The sequence below is a fragment of the Microbacterium pumilum genome (assembly GCF_039530225.1).
Taxonomy (GTDB): domain Bacteria; phylum Actinomycetota; class Actinomycetes; order Actinomycetales; family Microbacteriaceae; genus Microbacterium; species Microbacterium pumilum.
The window spans coordinates 3,217,076-3,235,456 of sequence record NZ_BAAAOH010000001.1 but is presented as its reverse complement, the minus strand read 5'-3'; the positions used below and the strand labels follow the sequence as shown (position 1 = coordinate 3,235,456).

Genomic DNA, 18,381 nt, shown 5'->3' with positions numbered 1-18,381 from the left:
CGAGTCACCCGCCGGCCCACACCTCGCCGATGGAGATCTCCCTCTGGAGTACATTCGACGCTGCGCGGTGCCCCGAGTGCAGGGCTGCGGTGACCGTCGCAGGGTCCTCCGTCCAGGTTGCCTCGCCGGCGATGTGGAGCACCCCGCCGATGGGCGTCGCGAGATCATCGTGATCGGATGTCGTCGAGCCGACCTTCATGTACGCGTAGGCCCCGTGGGCGAAGGGATCGTCCTGCCAGTTGGTGATGTGCACGTGCGTCGGCTGTTCCACTCGGTCGCCGTAGAGCCGCCGCAGCTGCGTGAGCACCGACTCGACGACGAGGCTCTCGTCCCAGCCGAGTGTGTCGACGGCAGCAGGGCCGGCTGCGAAGGTCAGCAGTGTGGGCGTGCCGTGAAGCGCCGTGAGGTCATACCAGGAGTGCCACCAGCGGCTCTCCGGTCCCTGCTGACGGATGGCGTAGACCCCGTCATCCCAGAACCTCGTCGGGAATCGCAGGAACACCTTCTCGAACGCGTTCATCTTCAGTCGGCTCAGGGCACTCGCCACCGGTTCGGTCAGCGGAGGCTCGATGACGAAGTCATCGGACTGCAGCACGCCGACCGGCACCGTGACCACGACGTCAGCAGCCGCGAAGGCGCCATTGTCGGTCGTGACGCTGACCCCGCCGGCTGACCATTTCACCCTCGAGACCACGTGCTCCAGGCGCACATCCAGCCCCTCGGCGAGTTTCGCCGGCAACCGGTCATAGCCGTCCGGAAAGACCACCTCATCGCCGTCCACCACGTCGTCGTCGAGACCGTGCGCGGCGAGGTCTTCGATCCACGCGCCGTACTGCTCCTCCGAACGGTGCTCCATGTACTCGCGCATGCGCTGGGCGCGCTCGTCATCCCACCCCTGTGCGACGATCGCTGCCTCCGTGACGTCGCGGTAGGAGGCATCCGGATCCGAATGCGCGACCACGTCCAGCAGGGTGGCGTCGACGGCATGGATGTCATCGATGAAGCCCTGGGCAGCGGCGTCGGAGAGTCGCACTCCGTCCGGATCGTAATAGGCGATCGGACGACTGTCGGGCTGGTAGCCGCCGACCGTGAACTCCACGGTGCGCATGCCGAAGGCTTGGGCAGCGGCGTATACGGCGGAATCGTTGATGCCGTGGATCCAGGAGGCACCGAGGTCCGTGATGAGCCCGTCGGCGCGATCGGTGTGCACCCGGCCACCGACTCGGTCGCGGGCCTCCAGGACCACGACCGTACGGCCGGCCCGCTGCAGCAGCCGGGCAGCGGTCAGGCCGGAGACGCCGGCGCCGATCACGATTGTGTCGAACCGATCCATCGTGGGCTTCCCTCCCGGCGCGTTGCGCGCGCTCTTCGACGCTACCGAGGCCGTGCCGGTGACGCGAGGGGCTGCGAGCGCTGGTGCGCGCGTTTCGCGTCGCTCAGCGACTGCGGCGAGGATCGGGGTCGGAGCTCGGCAGGAAGTACTCACGCGCCAGCGGAGCGACCTCGAGCTTGCCGGCATCCGCCCTTGTCACCCATCGCAGCTCGGCGATCTCAGCGCTCACCAGAGGCCGCTGAGACCCGATGTCGACGTCGAACACATCGGCGACCACCAGGAACCCCGGCTCGTTCGCCGCGGCGGCGGTGAAGCGGCCGAGCCCTCGCAGCGCGGCAGCATCCACCAGGAGCCCGAGCTCTTCCTCCAGCTCGCGCGCGAGCGTCTCGGCAGGGGATTCGCCGGACTCGGGCTTGCCGCCGGGCTGCATGAACGCGGTCGTGCCGGCCTTCCGCACCAGCAGCAGCCCACCAGCGGCATCCGTGATCACCGCAGCCGAAACGTGGATCGAGTGAGGCTCGGGCGAGTGGGCGGACGGAGAGGTCACCGTCGCACGCTAACAGGTCCCGCCCATGCACCCCGACGTAGAATCGCGTGTGCCCGCTGAGACTCCGACCGCTCCCGAACCAATGCCGAGCGGCATCGACCCGGCTGACCTCGCGGCCACGCTGAGGGTGCTCAATGGGATGGCCGGACTCGATGAGACGCATCCCGACTTCGTCGCCGTGCGCCAGGCGACGGCGGGGATGTTCAAAGCCGTGAAGAAGGTCCGCCGCCGCGAGATCCGCGATGCGATCGCCCAGGCCGACCGCGAAGTGATCGCCGCTACGGCCACCGGAGCGGCCGACCGGATCGACGACGAGACGCGTGGCATCCCGATCAGCACTGCGACGACAGCACCGACCGCCGGAACGCTGATCAAGGCCCGCGATTGCTACATCTGCAAGAAGCCCTACACGGTGGTCGACGCGTTCTACCACCAGCTCTGCCCCGACTGTGCGGCGATGAGCCATGCCAAGCGGGATGCGCGTACCGACCTCACCGGCAAGCGCGCGCTGCTCACGGGCGGCCGCGCCAAGATCGGAATGTACATCGCGCTGCGGCTGCTGCGCGATGGTGCGCACACCACGATCACGACCCGGTTCCCTCGCGATGCCGTGCGTCGTTTCAGCAGCCTGTCCGATGCGTCCGAGTGGATCGACCGCCTGAAGATCGTCGGCATCGACCTGCGCGACCCCGCGCAGGTCATCGGACTCGCGGAGGACGTCGCGGCAGCGGGGACCCTCGACATCCTGATCAACAACGCGACGCAGACCGTCCGCCGCTCGCCCGGCGCATACCAGCCGCTCGTCGACGCCGAGCTGGCTCCGTTGCCGAACGGTCCGATGCCCGAACTCGTGACGTTCGGTCACACGAACGACCAGCACCCGCAGGCTCTCGAGCGCTCAGTGACCGCGCACCCCATCCTCGCCGCCGCGGCTTCGCGCGCGGACGAGCTGACGGAGCAGGCGATGGCCGCCGGATCCAGTTCGCTCGAACGACTCGCCGCCGGAACAGCGATCGATGCCGGCGGGCTGATCCCCGACATCCATCACACGAACTCGTGGACCCAGCGCGTCGACGAGGTCGACCCCCTCGAGATGCTCGAAGTGCAGCTGGCGAACACCACGGCGCCCTTCCTGCTGGTGTCGAAGCTGCGACCGTCGCTGGCGGCGAGCAGCGCGCGGCGCACCTACATCGTGAATGTCAGTGCGATGGAAGGCGTCTTCGGCCGCGGATACAAGGGGCCGGGGCACCCGCACACCAACATGGCCAAGGCGGCGGTCAACATGCTCACGCGCACGAGCGCGCGCGAGATGTTCGAGACCGACCGCATCCTCATGACCAGCGTGGACACCGGCTGGATCACCGACGAACGACCGCACCCGACGAAGGTGCGGCTTGCCGAGGAGGGGTTCCACGCTCCCCTCGACCTTGTCGACGGCGCTGCCCGTGTCTATGACCCGATCGTTCGGGGCGAGGCCGGCGAAGATGTGTTCGGGGTCTTCCTCAAGGACTACGCGCCGGGCGCATGGTAGACCTGCCTGCACCGGGCCATCGGGTGGTGGTGCGGTACCTGCTGCCGTCGGGACAGGCCACGGATGCGCTCGGGATACTGCTCAGCGCGGATGCCGCGACCGTCGTCGTCCACGGGGTCCGCGGCGTGGAGCGAATCGCGGTGGGGGACATCATCGCCGCCAAGGAAGTGCCGCCTCCGCCTGAACCCCGCGTGCGGCGAACGACCTCGTAGCCGGAGCTACTCCGTGTCGGAGACGCGGATGTGGACCTTTCCGACGGCGCCCTGCTCGACCGCATCATGCGCCGCAGCAGTCGCTTCGAGGGGAAACCACTTGATGGGCAGGCCGGCCTCTTCGCCGACCGGCAAGGCACCTGCCTCGAGCGCCGAAGTGATGTCTTCCGCTGCCGCGGCGAGCGCGGCATCCCCGACCGTGTAAAGCAGAAGTCCCTGCCAACGGGCGTTCTTCGCGAAGCTCGCCATGATCGGGGCGGTGAAGTCGTCGCCCCGGTCGGTCGCGTAGTACGCGATGCTGCCGTGGTTGGCGAGCACCCTGACGTCCAGCGACGCGTTCACGGCGGGGGAGACCTCGACGATGTGGTCCACGCCATTCGGGGCGATCTCGAGGACGAGGGCCGCGAGGTCGCCGTCGGGATATTGAAGCACGTGATGGGCCCCTGCCGACCGCGCGAGTGCGGCCTTCGCGCTGCTGCTCACCGTCGTGATGACGGTGGCGCCCGCCCACACCGCCAGCTGGATGGCCGCATGGCCGACTGCTCCGGCCCCGCCCTGAACCAGCACCGCTCGGCCGCTCAGAGCACCGGCCGACAGGTGAGCCGGTCCGGACTCGTGCACGGTGAGGGCGCGGTGCGCGGTCATCGCCGGAACTCCCAGGCTGGCGGCGACATCCCACCCGATGCCGTCAGGCAGTCGTACCACGCGACTCGCGGGCACGACCGTGAACTCTTGCGCCGTTCCGGTCGGACGCTGATGTGCGGCGAGGAACATCCAGACGCGATCCCCGATGGTCAGCCCTTCCACGTCATCGCCGATCGCGTCGATGACACCCGCGCCATCCTGATTCGGCACGACCTCGGGGAATTGGAGCGCTCGGCCCGCAGTCGCGCGCGCCTTCCAGTCCGTCGGGTTCACCCCGGATGCGACGACGCGCACCCGAACCTCGTCGGGCCCCGGAGTCGCGGGCTCGCGCTCTTCGAGCGACAGGACGGACGAATTGCCGGTCAGGGAGTAGACGATCGCCTTCATGTTGAGACCAAGCTCCGTTTGGCGCGGAACATTCCGAATGTCGCCGGCCGCCGCTACCTTGCATCCATGGCGATTGATGACGATGTGCTCGATTGGCTGCTGGACTCCGATCCGGCTCTACGGTGGCAGGTGCAGCGTGATCTGGCCGGCGACCCACCAGCCGTGTGGGAGGCGACACGGGCACTCGTGGCCACGGAGGGATGGGGCGCGGACCTGCTGTCGAAGCAGGACCCCGACGGCCAGTGGGCGGGCGGCTCGTTCTTTCCGGCGGGGTTCTTCGGGAGCGCTGAAGCCGAGCAGCCGGGCCAGCCGTGGGTCGCGACGACCTGGGTGCTGAAGGATCTGCGCGAGTGGGGGCTGGATGCCGCAGCTCTGCCTGACGAGGCCGAGAAGCTCGAGGCGAACAGCCGGTGGGATTACGACGACCTGCCCTACTGGGGCGGCGAAATCGATGTGTGCATCAACTCCTATACGCTCGCCAGCGGTGCGTGGCTCGGCGCGGATGTGTCCGCGCTTGCGAAATGGTTTCCGGCCCACCGCCTGGCGGACGGCGGATGGAACTGCGAAGCCGAGGAGGGCAACTCGACGCGATCCTCATTCCACTCGACGCTCAATGCAGTGCGAGGGATGCTGGCCTACGAACGCATCACCGGAGACACGAGCCTGCGCGATGCGCGCCACGGTGGCGAGGAGTACCTGCTCAGCCGCAACCTGCTGTATCGCGCGTCGACCGGGGAGCTGGTGGGGGAGTTCGCCACCCAATTCGTCTACCCGAACCGACACCGTTACAGCGTGCTCGCTGCGCTCGATCACTTCCGCGATGTCAGCCTGCTCGAGGGGACGCCGCCGGATCCCAGACTCAGCGATGCCATCGACCAGGTACGCGCCGCCCGCCAGCCGGACGGCACCTGGCTGCAGAGCCGCCGCCTCGCCGGTCGCACATGGTTCGACGTCGATGTCCCAGCGGGGGAGCCGTCGCCATGGCTCACGCTCATCGGCACGCGGGTGCTCGATTGGTGGGATGCCGCCCGGTGAGCATTTTGCGTGCTTGCGGTGGGCCGGATCCCGCGCGATCTTGTAGACGATAGTCGGTGACGGGCGGCGCGACACTGCCGCCGGAATGAGGGAATCAACGAATGAAGAAGTACCTGGTGGCATTTCCGAGGCAGGCGATGGTCGTTCCCGAGGGTGACTTTCCCGCGGTCGAGCGCGAGACCCACGTGTGTCGGTGTTCGGAAGCGGTACGCACGTTCGGGTACGACCCGGCGTCTTGACTTTGGAGTCTCACACGTTCGACGTGATCGTCGTCGGCGGCGGGCCGACCGGCATGATGCTGGCCAGCGAGTTGCGACTGCACGACGTGCGCGTGCTGGTGTCGGAGAAGGACGCTGAGCCGAGCATCGCGGTGCGCTCGCTCGGCCTGCACCCGCGCAGCATCGAGATTCTGGATCAGCGCGGTCTGCTGGAGCGGTTCCTCGAACATGGGCAGCAGTACCCCGGCGCGGTCGGCCGCTTCGCCGGGATCGACAAACCCGCGCCGGCAGACCTCGACACGGCGCACGGATTCATTCTCGGCATCCCTCAGCCGGTCACCGATCGACTCCTGGCCGAGCGGGCAGAGGAACTCGGCGCGGAGGTGCGCCGCGGCTGTGAAGTGACGGGCGTCGAGCAGGACGACGACGGAGTGACCGTCGAGCTCAGCGACGGCACCCGCATGCGTTCGGGGTGGCTGGTCGGCGCCGATGGCGGCCGCAGCACCGTGCGGAAGCTGCTCGGCATCGGCTTTCCCGGCGAGCCCGCTACCACCGAGTGGATCCTCGGTGAGGTGGAGGTGACCGTTCCGCCGGATGAGGTGGCGCGGATAGCGCAGGAGGTGCGAGGGATCCACCGCGGGTTCGGCATCGGACCAACGGGAGGCGGCCTCTATCGCGGCGTGGTTCCTGCGGCGAGTGCCGCGGAGGATCGCTCAGTGCCTCCGAGTCTGGAGGAGTTCCGGACGCAGCTGCGGGCGTACGCGGGAACCGACTTCGGCGCGCACTCGCCGCGATGGATGTCGCGATTCACCGACGCGACCCGCCTCGCGGACAAATACCGAGTGGGGCGAGTTCTGCTCGCGGGCGATGCGGCGCACGTGCACCCGCCGCTGGGAGGACAGGGGCTGAACCTCGGAATCCAGGATGCGTTCAACCTCGGCTGGAAGCTCGCGGCCGACGTCGACGGGTGGGCGCCGGTCGGCCTGCTCGACACCTACTTCACCGAGCGGCATCCGGTCGCCGCCGACGTGCTGACCATCACGCGAGCGCAGAGTGAACTGCTCGCGCCCGAGCCCGGCCCGCAGGCCGTGCGCCGTCTGCTCTCCGAGCTGATGGACCTCGACGACGTCAGACGGTTCTTCGCAGAGAAGATCGCCGGCATCGGCATCCGGTACGACTTCGGCATGGGACCCGAGCTGCTCGGAAGGCGGCTGCGCGACATCCGGCTGTCTCGTGGTCGGCTTTACGAGCTCTGTCGCGAAGGCCGCGGTCTGCTGCTCGACCAGACCGGATCACTTTCGGTCGCCGGGTGGTCGGACCGGGTCGACTACGTCGCGGAGGTCAGCGACGAACTCGACTCACCCGCCATGCTGCTGCGACCGGACGGTCATGTTGCATGGATCGGCGATGCCCAGGACGACCTCGAGCGACACCTTCCGACGTGGTTCGGAGCTGCGAAGAGCTGACTGCGCGGTATCGGGTGACTCGACGGGCGGCCCGCCCGCCGCGTGCCTCGCTCAGACGGCGGCCGTGAGATCCGCGAAACCTGCGGCGATGAAGAACGACAGCACAGTCAGCACGATCGACACCGGCACCATCAGGTTGCGCTCGGGCTTGCTGCGCGAGACCGCGTTCATCAGGATGCCGAGCACGAAGTAGGCGAAGATCACCCACATCGCGATCTGCGCGAACAGCGGAGGGAAGACGTCTATCGCGCCGATGCGGTCCCATGCGATGACGGCGATCAATGCGTAGACGAGGATCGACACCGCGCTGCCGATGCGCAGCCGCACTGGAAGCACGCGGTGCTGGCCGCCCCAGGCGAAGCGGCCGAGCGGGGCCCCGAAGATCAAGGCGAGCTGGAGGACCGCAAGGGCGGCCAGAACCAAGGTGAGCGCAAGGGCGAGGGGCACGGTCTCACCGTAGTCGGGTCGCGCGTCCTATCGAGGCAAAGTATCGTCGCCGCGTCCGTCGTCTCAATGCGCGACATCGCGGGACTCGAGCGACTGGGTGCCGATCACCGAGAGCAGCTTGAGCAGGTCGTAGCTTTCCGTGCCGGGCGTCGCGGTGAGAACGAGCAGCGTCTGTCCCTGCTCGGGATCGATGAGGAATTGGCACTGCAGGTCCATCACGCCCACTTCGGGATGCTGCACGCGCTTGTCGCGGGAGTGGGTGGTGCGCACATCGTGCGCCCCCCACACCGCCACGAACTCGGGACTCTCCGCGAGCAGCGCATCGACGATCGCACCGGCACGCGAGCGGGGGCCGTACTTCCCATAGACAGTGCGGATGTCGGCAGTGAAAGCTCGGGAGTGCATCGGATGGTCCTCAACGGGGTAGACGTTCCGCGCCGAGGGATCCATGAACCACCGGTAAGCCACGCTGCGCATGAAACCTTCGTAGCGCGTCTCGTCTCCGAACAGGGCTCGCGCCGCAGGTGTCTGGGCGAGCGTCTCGCCGAGCTCGGTCATCACCTGCGCCGGCGTGTCGGCGAGGCGGTCGAGCACGCGCATGATGCCGGGGGAGATGTGGTCGCTGCGCAGTGCGCGCACGGGCGCGGTGTGGCCCGCGAGCCTGAACAGATGGTCGCGCTCGTCGAGGTTCAGCCGAAGACCGCGGGCCATGGCGGCGAGCATCTGCTCCGACGGCTGCGGGCCGCGGCTCTGCTCGAGCCTGCTGTAGTAGTCGACAGACATGTCGCAGAGCGCCGCGACCTCTTCGCGGCGGAGTCCAGCGGTACGCCGCCGCGAGCCACGTCGAAGGCCGACATCCTCGGGCTGCAAGGCCTCGCGACGCCGGCGGAGGAAGTCGGCCAACTGCGCTCTATCCATCGATCGAGTCTCCGAGATCGGTGCGGGTGGAACAAGGGACCGACGATCCCTGGCTGTGGCGTGCATCGGTCCTTGAGCCTGTCGATGGGTTCGGTTCAGGGCACTTTCGACGGGCCGGCGACCGGCTGGCGTGCGCGCTGGATCAGCTCGCGACGGTCACGCCGACCATGTGCTCCGAGAGTTCCCACACCCGGCGGGCGGCGGCGTCATCCCGAAGTCGCGAGTAGAGACGCTGTTCGGCGGGCAGTCCTTTCAGGTGCTGGAACCCCTGGGGACCGTAGAGGCGGCCGCTCGCGGCGTCCGGACTCGTCGCGGCGTACACGGCCGAGAGGGCAGCGGATGCGGGAGTGCCGAACAGGAAGCCGCGTCGAGACAGTGCGCGGATGAACGTGACCGCCGCGGTGTCGACGCCTCGACCCATCTCGGGGTGCGCGGCGAGCAGATTGGTCGGCGTGATGCCGGGGTGAGACAGATTGCTCCGGATGCCCCAGCCCGCGGCATCCGATCGTCGCTGCAACTCCGTCGCGAACAGGCCGAAGGCGATCTTGGATGAGCTGTACGCCTTCATGGGGTCGTAGTCGCGCTCCCAGCTGAGGTCGTCCCAGTTGATGGCGCCCTGGTTGGCGGCGATGCTCACCTGGCTGGTCACGTGCGCGCGCCCCGCAACCAGCAGTGGCATCAGGTGTGCGACGAGCGCGAAGTGCCCGAGGTGATTCGTTGCGAACTGCAGCTCAAAGCCGTCCGCGGTCAGCTGTCGCGTCGGGGGACTCATGACGCCGGCGTTGTTGATCAGGATGTCGATGGGGCGCCCCTCCGTGAGCAGCTGCTCCGCGAATGGCGCGACGGATTCGAGCGACGACAGATCCAGCGCGCGAACGCGGATGTCGGCACCTGGCGTTCGCTCGCGGATGCGCGCTGCCGCGGCCCCGCCTTTCGCGGGATTGCGGACGGGCATGAGGATGTCGGCGCCCGATCGGACGAGGCGCGCGGCGATCTCGAAGCCGACTCCGTCACTCGCACCGGTCACGATGGCAAGGTTTCCGGTCAGGTCGGGGACGGTGATGTCGAGGGACTTAGGCATGATGGGCAGCTCCTGGAGGTCTCTAGGTCGCGGGTTCCCCTCAATGATCCGCAACTCGCCCCGGCGCATTCAGGGCGCGCTTACCCAGGGATCGCCGATCCCTGGCTGCCCGGCCCGGCGACGGGCGGCGCGTCGAGCCTGTCAAGCCCGTCGGCATCCGCGCTCCACACGCGTAGCGTCGCCGCAACGGCCGCCGGCCGGGAATGGGACGATGATCATGGTCGACGCGAGCGACAAGCAGAACACCCAGGGCGTTCCGGACGAGAACCCCGATGCCGGCACGGCGTCGGGCGGGGCGCCCGACGCGCCGGATACGACGGATGAGAACGGTCGCCCGGTCGACAACCCGTCCGGGTAGAGCGGGGTCCGGTCGAGGCGCTCAGTCCGCGGCGCGCCGCCAGTCGTCGCTCGTGATGTGAGAGCCGCCCTGCGGGCCCATCTGCAGCATGCCGCCGTCGACGACCCACGACGCACCCGTGACGTAGGACGCGGCCGGAGATGCGAGGAAGGCGATCACCGAGGCGATCTCTTCGGGGGCTCCGGGTCGGCCGAGCGGCACGCCTGGCCGTGCGACCGAATGCGGGTCGACATCCTCTTGCTCGGTCATCGGTGTGGCGACTTCGCCGGGAGCGACCGAGTTCGCCGTGATTCCGTGCTCGCCGAGCTCGAGTGCGATGGTCTTCATCAGCCCGCCGAGCCCGTGCTTCGCGGCGTCGTATGCGGCCGAGCCCACGCGCGGCTGGTGCTCGTGCACGCTGGTCACCGCGATCAGACGACCTCCGTGGCCGACATCGACCATGTGCCGCGCCGCAGTCTGCAGGCAGACGAACGCGCCCCCGAGATCGACCGCGACAGTGTGGCGCCATTGCTCGAGGGTCAGGTCGAGGAACGGCGCGGGATCTGCGGTGCCGGAGTTGTTGACGAAGACGTCGCACCCGCCGAGGTCGCCGATGAGCGTGTCGACCACAGATGCCGCCTGCAAGGGATCGGCGACATCCAGTTGAGCGATCAGGGCACGGCCACCATGCGAGCGGATCATCTCGGACGTCACCTCGGCGCCGTGCTGGTCGGTGTGCCAGGTGATTCCCACCGCCATGCCCGCCTGCGCGAGTGCGACCGCGGTCGCCCTGCCGATTCCCGAGTCCGAGCCGGTCACGATCGCAAACTTCGGGTCGAAGTACATGCACGTCACTCTGCCGATGCGCCGACCTGATCGGCAAAGGGCTTGACAGGTGCCGCCTCGCCGTCGAGATGACCTCGCGGCATCCGCCTAGGGTCCTCCTGGAGGGCTGTCAACGGCCTCCCGCTCGCCGTCGCCTGACATAGCGTGAGGCGACGGGAGTGAGGAGAAGTTGTGACACAAGAGTCAGAGGTGCCCGCGGCATCCGGAACCAGCAACCGCGTGTCGGTGGTGATTCCGGCGAAAGACGACAGCGACAGCCTCGCTCGGTGCCTGGCTGCCCTGGGTGCCCAGACTCGACCGCCCGACGAGATCATCGTCGTGGACAACGGGTCATCGGATGCCACGCCCGACGTCGCGGCAGCGGCCGGCGCCACGCTGGTGAGGTGCCCAGAACCCGGTATCCCGGCCGCGAGCGCTGCGGCGTACGACCACGCGACCGGCGAGCTCATCCTGCGCTTGGATGCAGACTGCGTCCCTTCACCGCGCTGGGTAGAAGCGATGGCATCCGCGTTCGAGGAGCGGCCCGACGTCGCGGTGTTCACCGGCGGCGCCGCATTCATCGACGGGCCTCATTGGCTGCGCCGTCCGCTGGCGGCGGTCTATCTCGGCGCGTACGCGGTTGTGGTCACGCCTGCGCTCGGGCACCTGCCCCTGTTCGGGTCGAACCTCGCACTGCGACGCGACGCGTGGCACGACGTTCGGGCAACCGTGCACCGGCACGATGGGGAAATTCACGACGATCTCGATCTGGCGTTCCACATCGGCGAGGGGCACCGGATCCGGTTCATCCGCGGTGCGTCCATGGGGATGTCCATGCGACCGTTCTCGAGCGCGAGCTCGCTCGTGGTGCGTGTCCGGAGGGGATTCCGCACGGTGGGAGTGCATTGGCCGCGTGACTTCCCGCCCTTCCGATGGCTGCGACTCGCCGTGCGTGCGAGGGGGAGTGCGGTGAGGTTGTCGCCCGCGCCGGCGACTCGCGCCTAGGAGGGTGAAGACCCGCCGACTGCCTCGTGCTCGGCCGTGGTCCCCGGCCACCGATCCTGCGCCAGCCCCTCTGCCAGATATGCGAGTCGGTGGAGAGTCTCGTTGTTGCGCCAGTGCAGCCCGAGGTCCATGAGCGGCCTCGGCACGAAACGGCCGGGCCCGGCCACTGCCTCCTCCCGGATGCTGACCACGCTCCGGTCGCCGCGTGGCTTCACGTCGATCGTCACTCTCGCCTCGCCGATCGGCCAGCCCTTCGGTCGCATGACCATTCGCCGCGGCCGGTCGTACTCTTCGACGAGGGTCTCGTCGTTGATGAGCACGGGCCACACACCGAACGAGTGATGCAGCCGCGTGCCGGTCTGCGGCCACGCGTCATCGACTTCCCGCATCCGGGATGCGCCGACCACCCAGCTCGGAAACAGCCACCCGTCCGCCAGCACGCGGAAGACGTCTTCCGGGGTGCAGGCCAGCTCTCTCACGTTCCGGGACACCATGTCGCTCCGATCGCGGAATCGACCGGCAGTGCGCCCTGCGCACCGGCGAGGCCCGGGCCGCCGAAATTGATGCTCTGGAAGAGGTACTGCATCATCGCCCCACCCTTGCACCCTGGCCGCCGCGACAGATCGGGGTGGACAGGAGCGACACCGGCGCCTAGCATCCATCACCCCGAATCATCGACGCATCGCGATCGCGCGTGATACCCGGCCGAGGGGCATTTGGCAAGGCTCACGTGAAGAGACGTCAGCACACGTAGAACTGTCCCTGGCCGGTCCGACCGATCGGCACAGGAAAGGGGCACTCATGCCGGACAACTATGAGACTGACGAGCCGATGGGCTCCGGCGTCACGACCACGGACTCACCAGGAGCCGTTGACACGGTGAAGCAGGAGGCAGCGGACCTCAAGGATACGACCACCGAGAAGGCCAAAGACGTCGTGGGAACCGCGAAGGACGAGGCGGCATCGGTGCTCAGCGAGGCGAAGTATCAGGTCAAGGACCTGTACGCGCAGACGCAGAGTGAACTGAAGGATCAAGCGCGCACACAGCAACAGCGACTCGCGTTCGGCCTGCGGTCGGTGAGCGATGAGCTGGACTCGATGGCTTCCGGCAACGGCAGCTCGAGCGGGCTCGCAGCCGATCTCGTGCGCCAGGTGTCCAGTCGAACGGCGAGCGCGGCATCCTGGCTCGGCGACCGCGACCCCTCAGCAGTGCTCTCGGAAGTCAAGAGCTACGCGCGCCGCAAGCCCGCCACGTTCATCATCGCGGCCGCCATCGCAGGAGTCGTCGTCGGGCGACTCACGCGGGCACTTGCCGCGAACGCCTCGGATGCCGCATCCGCGTCGCCCACCACGCCCGCGATCGGCAGCGGTCGTCCGACTGCGGCAGAGCCGTCACTTGCCGCGGCATCCTCATTGAGCGCGGCGCAGTCGGCAGAGCAGCCGACTCCCTGGGACGCCCCCGTCACGTTCGAAGACGCCGATGTGGAGGTCGACGACACGCCGATCTACGCCCAGTCGGTGCCCTCATGGAACGGCGAGCCGACGTCGGAGGGCGGCGATGACCGACACAACTCCGTCTGAGGCGAAGGCGGCCGAGACCTCGCTCGGCGCCCTGCTCGGCGAGGTGACCAGGGACATCTCGACGCTGATGCGTCAGGAGGTTGCGCTGGCCAAGGCCGAGCTGAAGCAGTCCGCGGCCCAGAGTGCCAAGGCCGGAGGACTGCTCGGCGGTGCCGGATACGGCGCACTCATGGCGATCTTCTTCCTTTCCGTCGCACTGTGGTGGGCGCTTGCCACGGTGATGGGCGGGGGCTGGGCGGGAGTCGTCGTCGCCGTCATCTGGGCGGTCATCGCGGCCATCCTGTACGTCACCGGCCGCCGACAGCTCAACGAAGTGCAGGGCGCACCGCAGACGGTGGAAACCCTGAAAGAGATCCCCGAAACGCTGAAGAGGAATGAGGAGAACCGATGAGTGATTCACCGGAAGCCATCCGAGCCGAGATCGAGCAGACCCGCGCAGGGCTGGGCAGCAATGTCGACGCCCTCGCAGACAAGGTCTCGCCGTCCAAGATGATGGATCGCCAGACCGACAAGGTGAAGAATGCGCTCGGATCCGTCCGCGAACGCGTGATGGGCGCCGCCGATGACGCGGGCTCTTCGCTCTCTGACGCCGGCTCGTCCGCAGTCGCGCAGGTCGGCGACGTGAAGGACCGTGTCGTCGCGAAGGCCGAGGGCAGCCCTCTCGCCGTCGGCCTCATCGCCTTCGGTGCCGGACTGCTGCTCGCCTCGCTGATCCCCGCCTCGGCGAAGGAGAAGAAGGTCGCCGCCGACGTCAAGGACCAGGCGCAGCCGCTGGTCGACAAGGTGACGGATGTCGCCAAAGAGGTCGGCGAGCACCTCAAAGAGCCGGCTCAGGATGCCGCCACGGCCGTCAAGGACGCCGCATCCGGATCCGTTGACACCGTGAAAGAAGAAGCGCAGTCCGCAGCCGCCGAGGTCAAGGACCAGGCCCAGCAGGCTCGCGAGAACGTCATGGAGAGCTCGGCTTAGCGCCAGCGACCCAGTCGAGGATGGCCCGGGAGGCATCTCCCGGGCCATCCTCGCGCCATCTGCGCCCGGCGCGAGCACGGTTCCACCGACGGGGGTGATGGGACGCAGCGCATCGCCGGATGCGGCATCCATCGATTCGCCGTAGGGGGCACTGGCGGTGCCTGGCACCGCGTCGAGTTCTCATCCATGCTGGGAAGTGCACGACGACGGAGAACGACAAGGAGCACGCCATGCACACACGCACGCTGGGACAGGGCCTCGAGGTATCCGCCATCGGACTCGGGGCGATGGGGATGTCGATGAGCTACGGCCCGAATCCCGGAGACCGCGACGACATGATCGGCGTGCTGCGGTATGCCGTCGAGCACGGCGTGACCTTCATCGACACCGCCGAGGTCTACGGTCCGTACGACAACGAGAAGCTGGTCGGTGAGGCCGTCGCGCCGATCCGCGATCAGGTCGTGGTCGCCACGAAGTTCGGCTTCAACATCGCCGACGGCCGGACCGAGGGCACCAACTCCCGACCGGACAACATCCGTCGCGTCGCGGACGAGTCGCTGGGACGACTCGGCATCGACGCGATCGACCTGTTCTACCAGCATCGCGTCGACCCTGATGTTCCCATCGAGGATGTGGCGGGCACGGTCGGCGAACTGGTCGCCGAGGGCAAGGTCAGGCACTTCGGACTGTCTGAAGCCGGGGCCGGCACGATTCGCCGCGCGCACGCGGTCTTCGCGGTGACGGCCGTCCAGAGCGAGTACTCGCTGTGGACGCGTGATCCCGAAGCAGAAGTGCTGCCGGCGTGCGCTGAGCTGGGCATCGGCTTTGTGCCGTTCAGTCCACTCGGCAAGGGCTTCCTCACCGGTTCGGTCTCCGCTGACTCGACCTTTGCTCCCGGCGAGATCCGTGCGCGGGTCCCGAGGTTCGAAGCGGAGAACCTGCAGGCCAATCAGGCGCTGGTCGATCACGTGCGCGGGCTCGCGGCAGAGCGCGGTGCATCGCCCGGACAGGTGGCTCTCGCCTGGCTGCTGGCGCAGCATCCGTTCGTCGTCCCGATCCCGGGCACTCGTCGGCGCGAGCGCATCGACGAGAACGCCCGTGCGACGACTGTGGCACTCTCAGCCGATGACGTCGCCGATCTGAACCGGCTGGTGGACACGATCGGCGTCGCCGGCAACCGCTACGACGACGCGGGGATGTCCGCAGTCGGACTCTGAGACTGACCGGTGTGGACGGTCAGTCGCGCGGCCACTCGACGAGCAGCAGACCCTGCTTGGTGTCGGCGATCTTGACCCAGCCGTCGCCGAAGAGGTAGGTCATGCCATACCCGTCGGCGTCGGTGGCGATGCTCGTCTCGGGGCTCTCCGTGATGTAGACGCCTTCGACCGCGCTTTCGCGCACCCATCCCTGGCTCACCAGATTGTCCTGTGCCTCACTCGCGACGTCGGGTTCCACCGGAGCCCACCCGAACAGCTGCAGGTGATCGCCCGCCGGACCCTCGAAGTCGGCCCAGATGCACTGCAGACCCTCGGGCAGCTCGGTCTCGCCGATGTAGAACGGGTCGGCCCGAGCAGTCCAGCCGACGCTGGCGAAGTCGGCCACGGTCTCGGCGGGAATCATCGTGTCGCAGGTCGGCTCGGCTGAAGCGTCCGGGTCGTCGGACGGTTCGCCCGACGGATCCGGCGCCGGTGTGCTGGGGGTCGGCGCAGTGGATTCGCTCACCTGTGGACCCGACGGCGGCGCCGAAGTGCATGCGGTCGCGAGCGCAGCCGTCAGAACGAAGACGAGAGCGGCGCCGAGCCGGGCGAGTGGCGTGGTCATCGAGCGGTCTCCATGCGGGGATCGGGGGAGCGTCACGAGGAGTGGAGCAGCGAGAGGAACGACTCGTGAAGGATGCCGTTGGTGGCGAGCGAGGAGCGATCCGCGATCGAGTCTCGGCCGTCGAACGAAGTGAATCGCCCGCCGGCTTCGGTCACGATCGGCACCAGCGCCGCGATGTCGTACTCCTTGACACCGAACTCGGCGACGAACTCGAGGCGTCCCTCCGCGAGCAGCATGTACGGCCAGGTGTCGCCGTACCCGCGGTCGCGCCACACCGCGCGCGAGAGACGGACGACCTCATCGAGTTTGCCGACCTCATCCCACTGGGAGATGCTCTGGAAGCTCGCGCTCGCGGCCTCGATCGTGTCGACGGAAGAGACCGTGATGCGCCGGGGGGCGGCATCCGGGGTGTTCGTCCACGCTCCCTGACCGGCCGCGGCCCACCAGCGGCGGCCGAGCGCGGGCTGGCTCGCCACGCCGATGCGCGGCACGCCATCGATCGCGAGGGCGATCAGCACCGTCCACATGGGGATGCCCTTGAGGTAGTTCGCCGTGCCGTCGATCGGGTCGATGATCCACTGGCGAGTGGTGCTTCCCGTGACGCCGAACTCCTCGCCGAAGACGCCGTCGTCCGGGCGCTCGGCCTCGAGCATCGACCGGATGACGCGCTCGGTGGCGAGGTCGGCTTCGGTGACGTGCGAGGTGTCGGGCTTCACTTGCACATCGAGATCAGCCGCATCGAAGCGTGCCATGGATGCCGCATCCGCCGCGTCCGCGAGGCGCAGCGCGAGCTCGAGATCGGCGCTGAGATCCCCGTTGAAGGGCGCGTCGAAACCGGCCGGTGATGTGGGGGAGGTCACGTCGTCAAGGATATCCTGCGTGGGCTGTCTCGATTTCCGAGTGACGCGACCCAGATGGTAACGTTGTCCCTCGTTCGCCCACGCGCGGACCATGCACCTCTAGCTCAATCGGCAGAGCAACTGACTCTTAATCAGTGGGTTCTGGGTTCAAGTCCCAGGGGGTGCACAGACAAAGGGCCCCGCGTCAGCGGGGCCCTTTGTCGTTCGCCGGACCCAGATTCTGAACGAATTTCCATCCACGCGCATCCAACAGCACGTCCCGCACGGAAGTACTCACTACAGGCGGAAGAGCCGCCCACAAGGAGGACAACGTGCGCAAGACAATCGCAGCAGGTGTCGTCGCCGGCTTCGCACTCGCGGCGGGTTTCATCGCCCCCGCCCAGGCGATCTCGTCGACGACTGCAGATCTCTCGGTGCTCCACGGGATTCCCGACACCCCCGTCGACGTTTACGTGAACGGGGACTTGACCCTCGATGACTTCCAGCCGGGAGATCTCGCAGGGCCGCTCGACCTTCCGGCGGGTGACTACGCAGTCGCATTGACGGCTCCGGATGCCGCGGATGACAGCGCCCCGGTCCTCGGACCCGTCACCATCACCCTCGAGGCCGGCAAGAGCTACACCGCGACAGCCAACCTGGACGAGGCCGGCGCCCCGGCGCTCAACCTCTTCACGAACGACATCGCGCCGACCAATGCCGGCGAGGGCCGTCTCACTGTTCGCCACGTCGCCGCCGCACCGGCTGTAGACATCCTCGCGGGCGGCACGCCCGTCATCGAGGGACTCGTGAACCCGGATGAGTCCACGCTGAACCTGCCGGTCTCGACCGTCTCGGCATCCGTCGCAGCCGCAGGCACGACTGACCCGCTCATCGGTCCCGCGGATGTCGCGATCACTGACGGTGGACTGACGATCGTGTACGCGTGGGGCAGCCTCGAAGACGACAACCTCGCTCTCGCCGTGCAGACCGTGACCGTCGGCCACACCGATCCGGGTGCAGTGAACTCCGGAACTGCCGGCTATGCAGCCGAGCGCGACACCATGACGCAGGCCATGTGGATCATCGGGATCGCGGTCGCGCTGGCCGCCGCATCCGTTGCAGGTGTCGTCGTGAGCCGTCGCGTCCGGGCAGCGAAGATCGAGTCCTGACGTCGACCTCGGCCG

At 68.0% G+C, this 18,381-nt stretch carries 21 protein-coding genes and 1 tRNA gene; 12 read left to right on the top strand and 10 right to left on the bottom strand.

Translation table 11 applies throughout. The annotated features are described in order from the left end of the window. Positions 1–4 precede the first annotated feature (4 nt). Positions 5–1,333, bottom strand: a complete 1,329-nt coding sequence (locus ABD188_RS14580) for a flavin monoamine oxidase family protein (RefSeq protein WP_344063749.1) — start codon at positions 1,331–1,333, stop codon at positions 5–7. A gap of 103 nt (positions 1,334–1,436) precedes the next feature. Next, the gene (locus ABD188_RS14575; protein WP_344063746.1) at positions 1,437–1,880 is read right to left on the bottom strand and encodes an NUDIX hydrolase; all 444 of its coding nucleotides are present in this window, start codon (positions 1,878–1,880) and stop codon (positions 1,437–1,439) included. Positions 1,881–1,905: 25 nt separating this feature from the next. On the opposite strand from ABD188_RS14575, the gene ABD188_RS14570 reads away from it, so the two are divergent. Both ABD188_RS14570 and ABD188_RS14565 read left to right on the top strand, forming a co-directional pair. Next, positions 1,906–3,411, top strand: coding sequence for an SDR family NAD(P)-dependent oxidoreductase (locus ABD188_RS14570; RefSeq protein ID WP_425561353.1), 1,506 nt, complete (start codon positions 1,906–1,908; stop codon positions 3,409–3,411). Beyond that, positions 3,405–3,623, top strand: a complete 219-nt coding sequence (locus ABD188_RS14565) for a putative acetyltransferase (RefSeq protein WP_344063742.1) — start codon at positions 3,405–3,407, stop codon at positions 3,621–3,623. Before ABD188_RS14570 ends, ABD188_RS14565 begins: the two co-directional genes overlap by 7 nt. Before the next feature lie 6 nt (positions 3,624–3,629). Here ABD188_RS14565 and ABD188_RS14560 read toward each other — a convergent pair whose 3' ends face one another. Further along, positions 3,630–4,655 (bottom strand): NADPH:quinone reductase, encoded by a 1,026-nt coding sequence (locus ABD188_RS14560; protein WP_344063738.1) that lies wholly within the window; start codon positions 4,653–4,655, stop codon positions 3,630–3,632. Positions 4,656–4,721: 66 nt separating this feature from the next. On the opposite strand from ABD188_RS14560, the gene ABD188_RS14555 reads away from it, so the two are divergent. Together ABD188_RS14555 and rox are read left to right on the top strand one after the other, a co-directional pair. After that, positions 4,722–5,690 (top strand): squalene cyclase, encoded by a 969-nt coding sequence (locus ABD188_RS14555; protein ID WP_344063735.1) that lies wholly within the window; start codon positions 4,722–4,724, stop codon positions 5,688–5,690. Positions 5,691–5,931: 241 nt separating this feature from the next. Beyond that, on the top strand, positions 5,932–7,374 hold the full coding sequence (gene rox, locus ABD188_RS14550; protein WP_344067136.1) for a rifampin monooxygenase: 1,443 nt from the start codon (positions 5,932–5,934) through the stop codon (positions 7,372–7,374). A gap of 51 nt (positions 7,375–7,425) precedes the next feature. Here rox and ABD188_RS14545 read toward each other — a convergent pair whose 3' ends face one another. The 3 genes from ABD188_RS14545 to ABD188_RS14535 all read right to left on the bottom strand — a co-directional run bounded on the left by ABD188_RS14545 (position 7,426) and on the right by ABD188_RS14535 (position 9,820). Then, positions 7,426–7,821, bottom strand: a complete 396-nt coding sequence (locus tag ABD188_RS14545; protein ID WP_344063732.1) for a hypothetical protein — start codon at positions 7,819–7,821, stop codon at positions 7,426–7,428. 63 nt (positions 7,822–7,884) lie between these two features. Next, positions 7,885–8,739 carry a helix-turn-helix transcriptional regulator gene (locus ABD188_RS14540; RefSeq protein ID WP_344063729.1) on the bottom strand — a complete coding sequence of 285 codons (855 nt, stop codon included), beginning with the start codon at positions 8,737–8,739 and terminating at the stop codon, positions 7,885–7,887. A gap of 142 nt (positions 8,740–8,881) precedes the next feature. Beyond that, positions 8,882–9,820, bottom strand: a complete 939-nt coding sequence (locus ABD188_RS14535; protein ID WP_344063726.1) for an SDR family oxidoreductase — start codon at positions 9,818–9,820, stop codon at positions 8,882–8,884. Between the two features lie 211 nt (positions 9,821–10,031). Between ABD188_RS14535 and ABD188_RS14530 the strand changes: the two genes are divergently transcribed. After that, the gene (locus tag ABD188_RS14530) at positions 10,032–10,178 is read left to right on the top strand and encodes a hypothetical protein (RefSeq protein ID WP_344063723.1); all 147 of its coding nucleotides are present in this window, start codon (positions 10,032–10,034) and stop codon (positions 10,176–10,178) included. Between the two features lie 21 nt (positions 10,179–10,199). Here ABD188_RS14530 and ABD188_RS14525 read toward each other — a convergent pair whose 3' ends face one another. Continuing rightward, positions 10,200–11,003, bottom strand: coding sequence for an SDR family oxidoreductase (locus ABD188_RS14525; protein ID WP_344063721.1), 804 nt, complete (start codon positions 11,001–11,003; stop codon positions 10,200–10,202). 171 nt (positions 11,004–11,174) lie between these two features. On the opposite strand from ABD188_RS14525, the gene ABD188_RS14520 reads away from it, so the two are divergent. Then, the gene (locus tag ABD188_RS14520) at positions 11,175–11,987 is read left to right on the top strand and encodes a glycosyltransferase family 2 protein (protein ID WP_344063718.1); all 813 of its coding nucleotides are present in this window, start codon (positions 11,175–11,177) and stop codon (positions 11,985–11,987) included. Here the strand turns inward: ABD188_RS14520 and ABD188_RS14515 are convergent. After that, a complete protein-coding gene (locus ABD188_RS14515; RefSeq protein WP_344067133.1) occupies positions 11,984–12,478 on the bottom strand; it encodes an SRPBCC family protein in 495 nt (164 codons plus the stop codon). The two genes, ABD188_RS14520 and ABD188_RS14515, sit on opposite strands and share 4 nt — an antisense overlap. Positions 12,479–12,788: 310 nt before the next feature. Between ABD188_RS14515 and ABD188_RS14510 the strand changes: the two genes are divergently transcribed. The 4 genes from ABD188_RS14510 to ABD188_RS14495 all read left to right on the top strand — a co-directional run bounded on the left by ABD188_RS14510 (position 12,789) and on the right by ABD188_RS14495 (position 15,754). After that, complete coding sequence (locus ABD188_RS14510; RefSeq protein WP_344063715.1) at positions 12,789–13,568, top strand: hypothetical protein; 780 nt, start codon at positions 12,789–12,791, stop codon at positions 13,566–13,568. Next, a complete protein-coding gene (locus tag ABD188_RS14505) occupies positions 13,546–13,959 on the top strand; it encodes a phage holin family protein (RefSeq protein ID WP_344063712.1) in 414 nt (137 codons plus the stop codon). The genes ABD188_RS14510 and ABD188_RS14505 overlap by 23 nt, the downstream gene beginning before the upstream one ends. Next, positions 13,956–14,537 carry a DUF3618 domain-containing protein gene (locus ABD188_RS14500; RefSeq protein WP_344063709.1) on the top strand — a complete coding sequence of 194 codons (582 nt, stop codon included), beginning with the start codon at positions 13,956–13,958 and terminating at the stop codon, positions 14,535–14,537. The genes ABD188_RS14505 and ABD188_RS14500 overlap by 4 nt, the downstream gene beginning before the upstream one ends. Before the next feature lie 230 nt (positions 14,538–14,767). Continuing rightward, positions 14,768–15,754, top strand: a complete 987-nt coding sequence (locus ABD188_RS14495; protein WP_344063706.1) for an aldo/keto reductase — start codon at positions 14,768–14,770, stop codon at positions 15,752–15,754. 19 nt (positions 15,755–15,773) lie between these two features. On the opposite strand, the gene ABD188_RS14490 is transcribed toward ABD188_RS14495, so the two are convergent. Beyond that, positions 15,774–16,358 (bottom strand): hypothetical protein, encoded by a 585-nt coding sequence (locus ABD188_RS14490; RefSeq protein ID WP_344063703.1) that lies wholly within the window; start codon positions 16,356–16,358, stop codon positions 15,774–15,776. A 32-nt stretch (positions 16,359–16,390) separates the two neighbouring features. Beyond that, positions 16,391–17,218, bottom strand: a complete 828-nt coding sequence (locus tag ABD188_RS14485; RefSeq protein WP_344063700.1) for an inositol monophosphatase family protein — start codon at positions 17,216–17,218, stop codon at positions 16,391–16,393. Between the two features lie 93 nt (positions 17,219–17,311). Between ABD188_RS14485 and ABD188_RS14480 the strand changes: the two genes are divergently transcribed. Further along, positions 17,312–17,384, top strand: a tRNA-Lys gene (locus tag ABD188_RS14480). A gap of 145 nt (positions 17,385–17,529) precedes the next feature. After that, positions 17,530–18,366 (top strand): DUF4397 domain-containing protein, encoded by an 837-nt coding sequence (locus tag ABD188_RS14475; RefSeq protein WP_344063696.1) that lies wholly within the window; start codon positions 17,530–17,532, stop codon positions 18,364–18,366. The last annotated feature ends 15 nt before the right edge of the window (positions 18,367–18,381 follow it).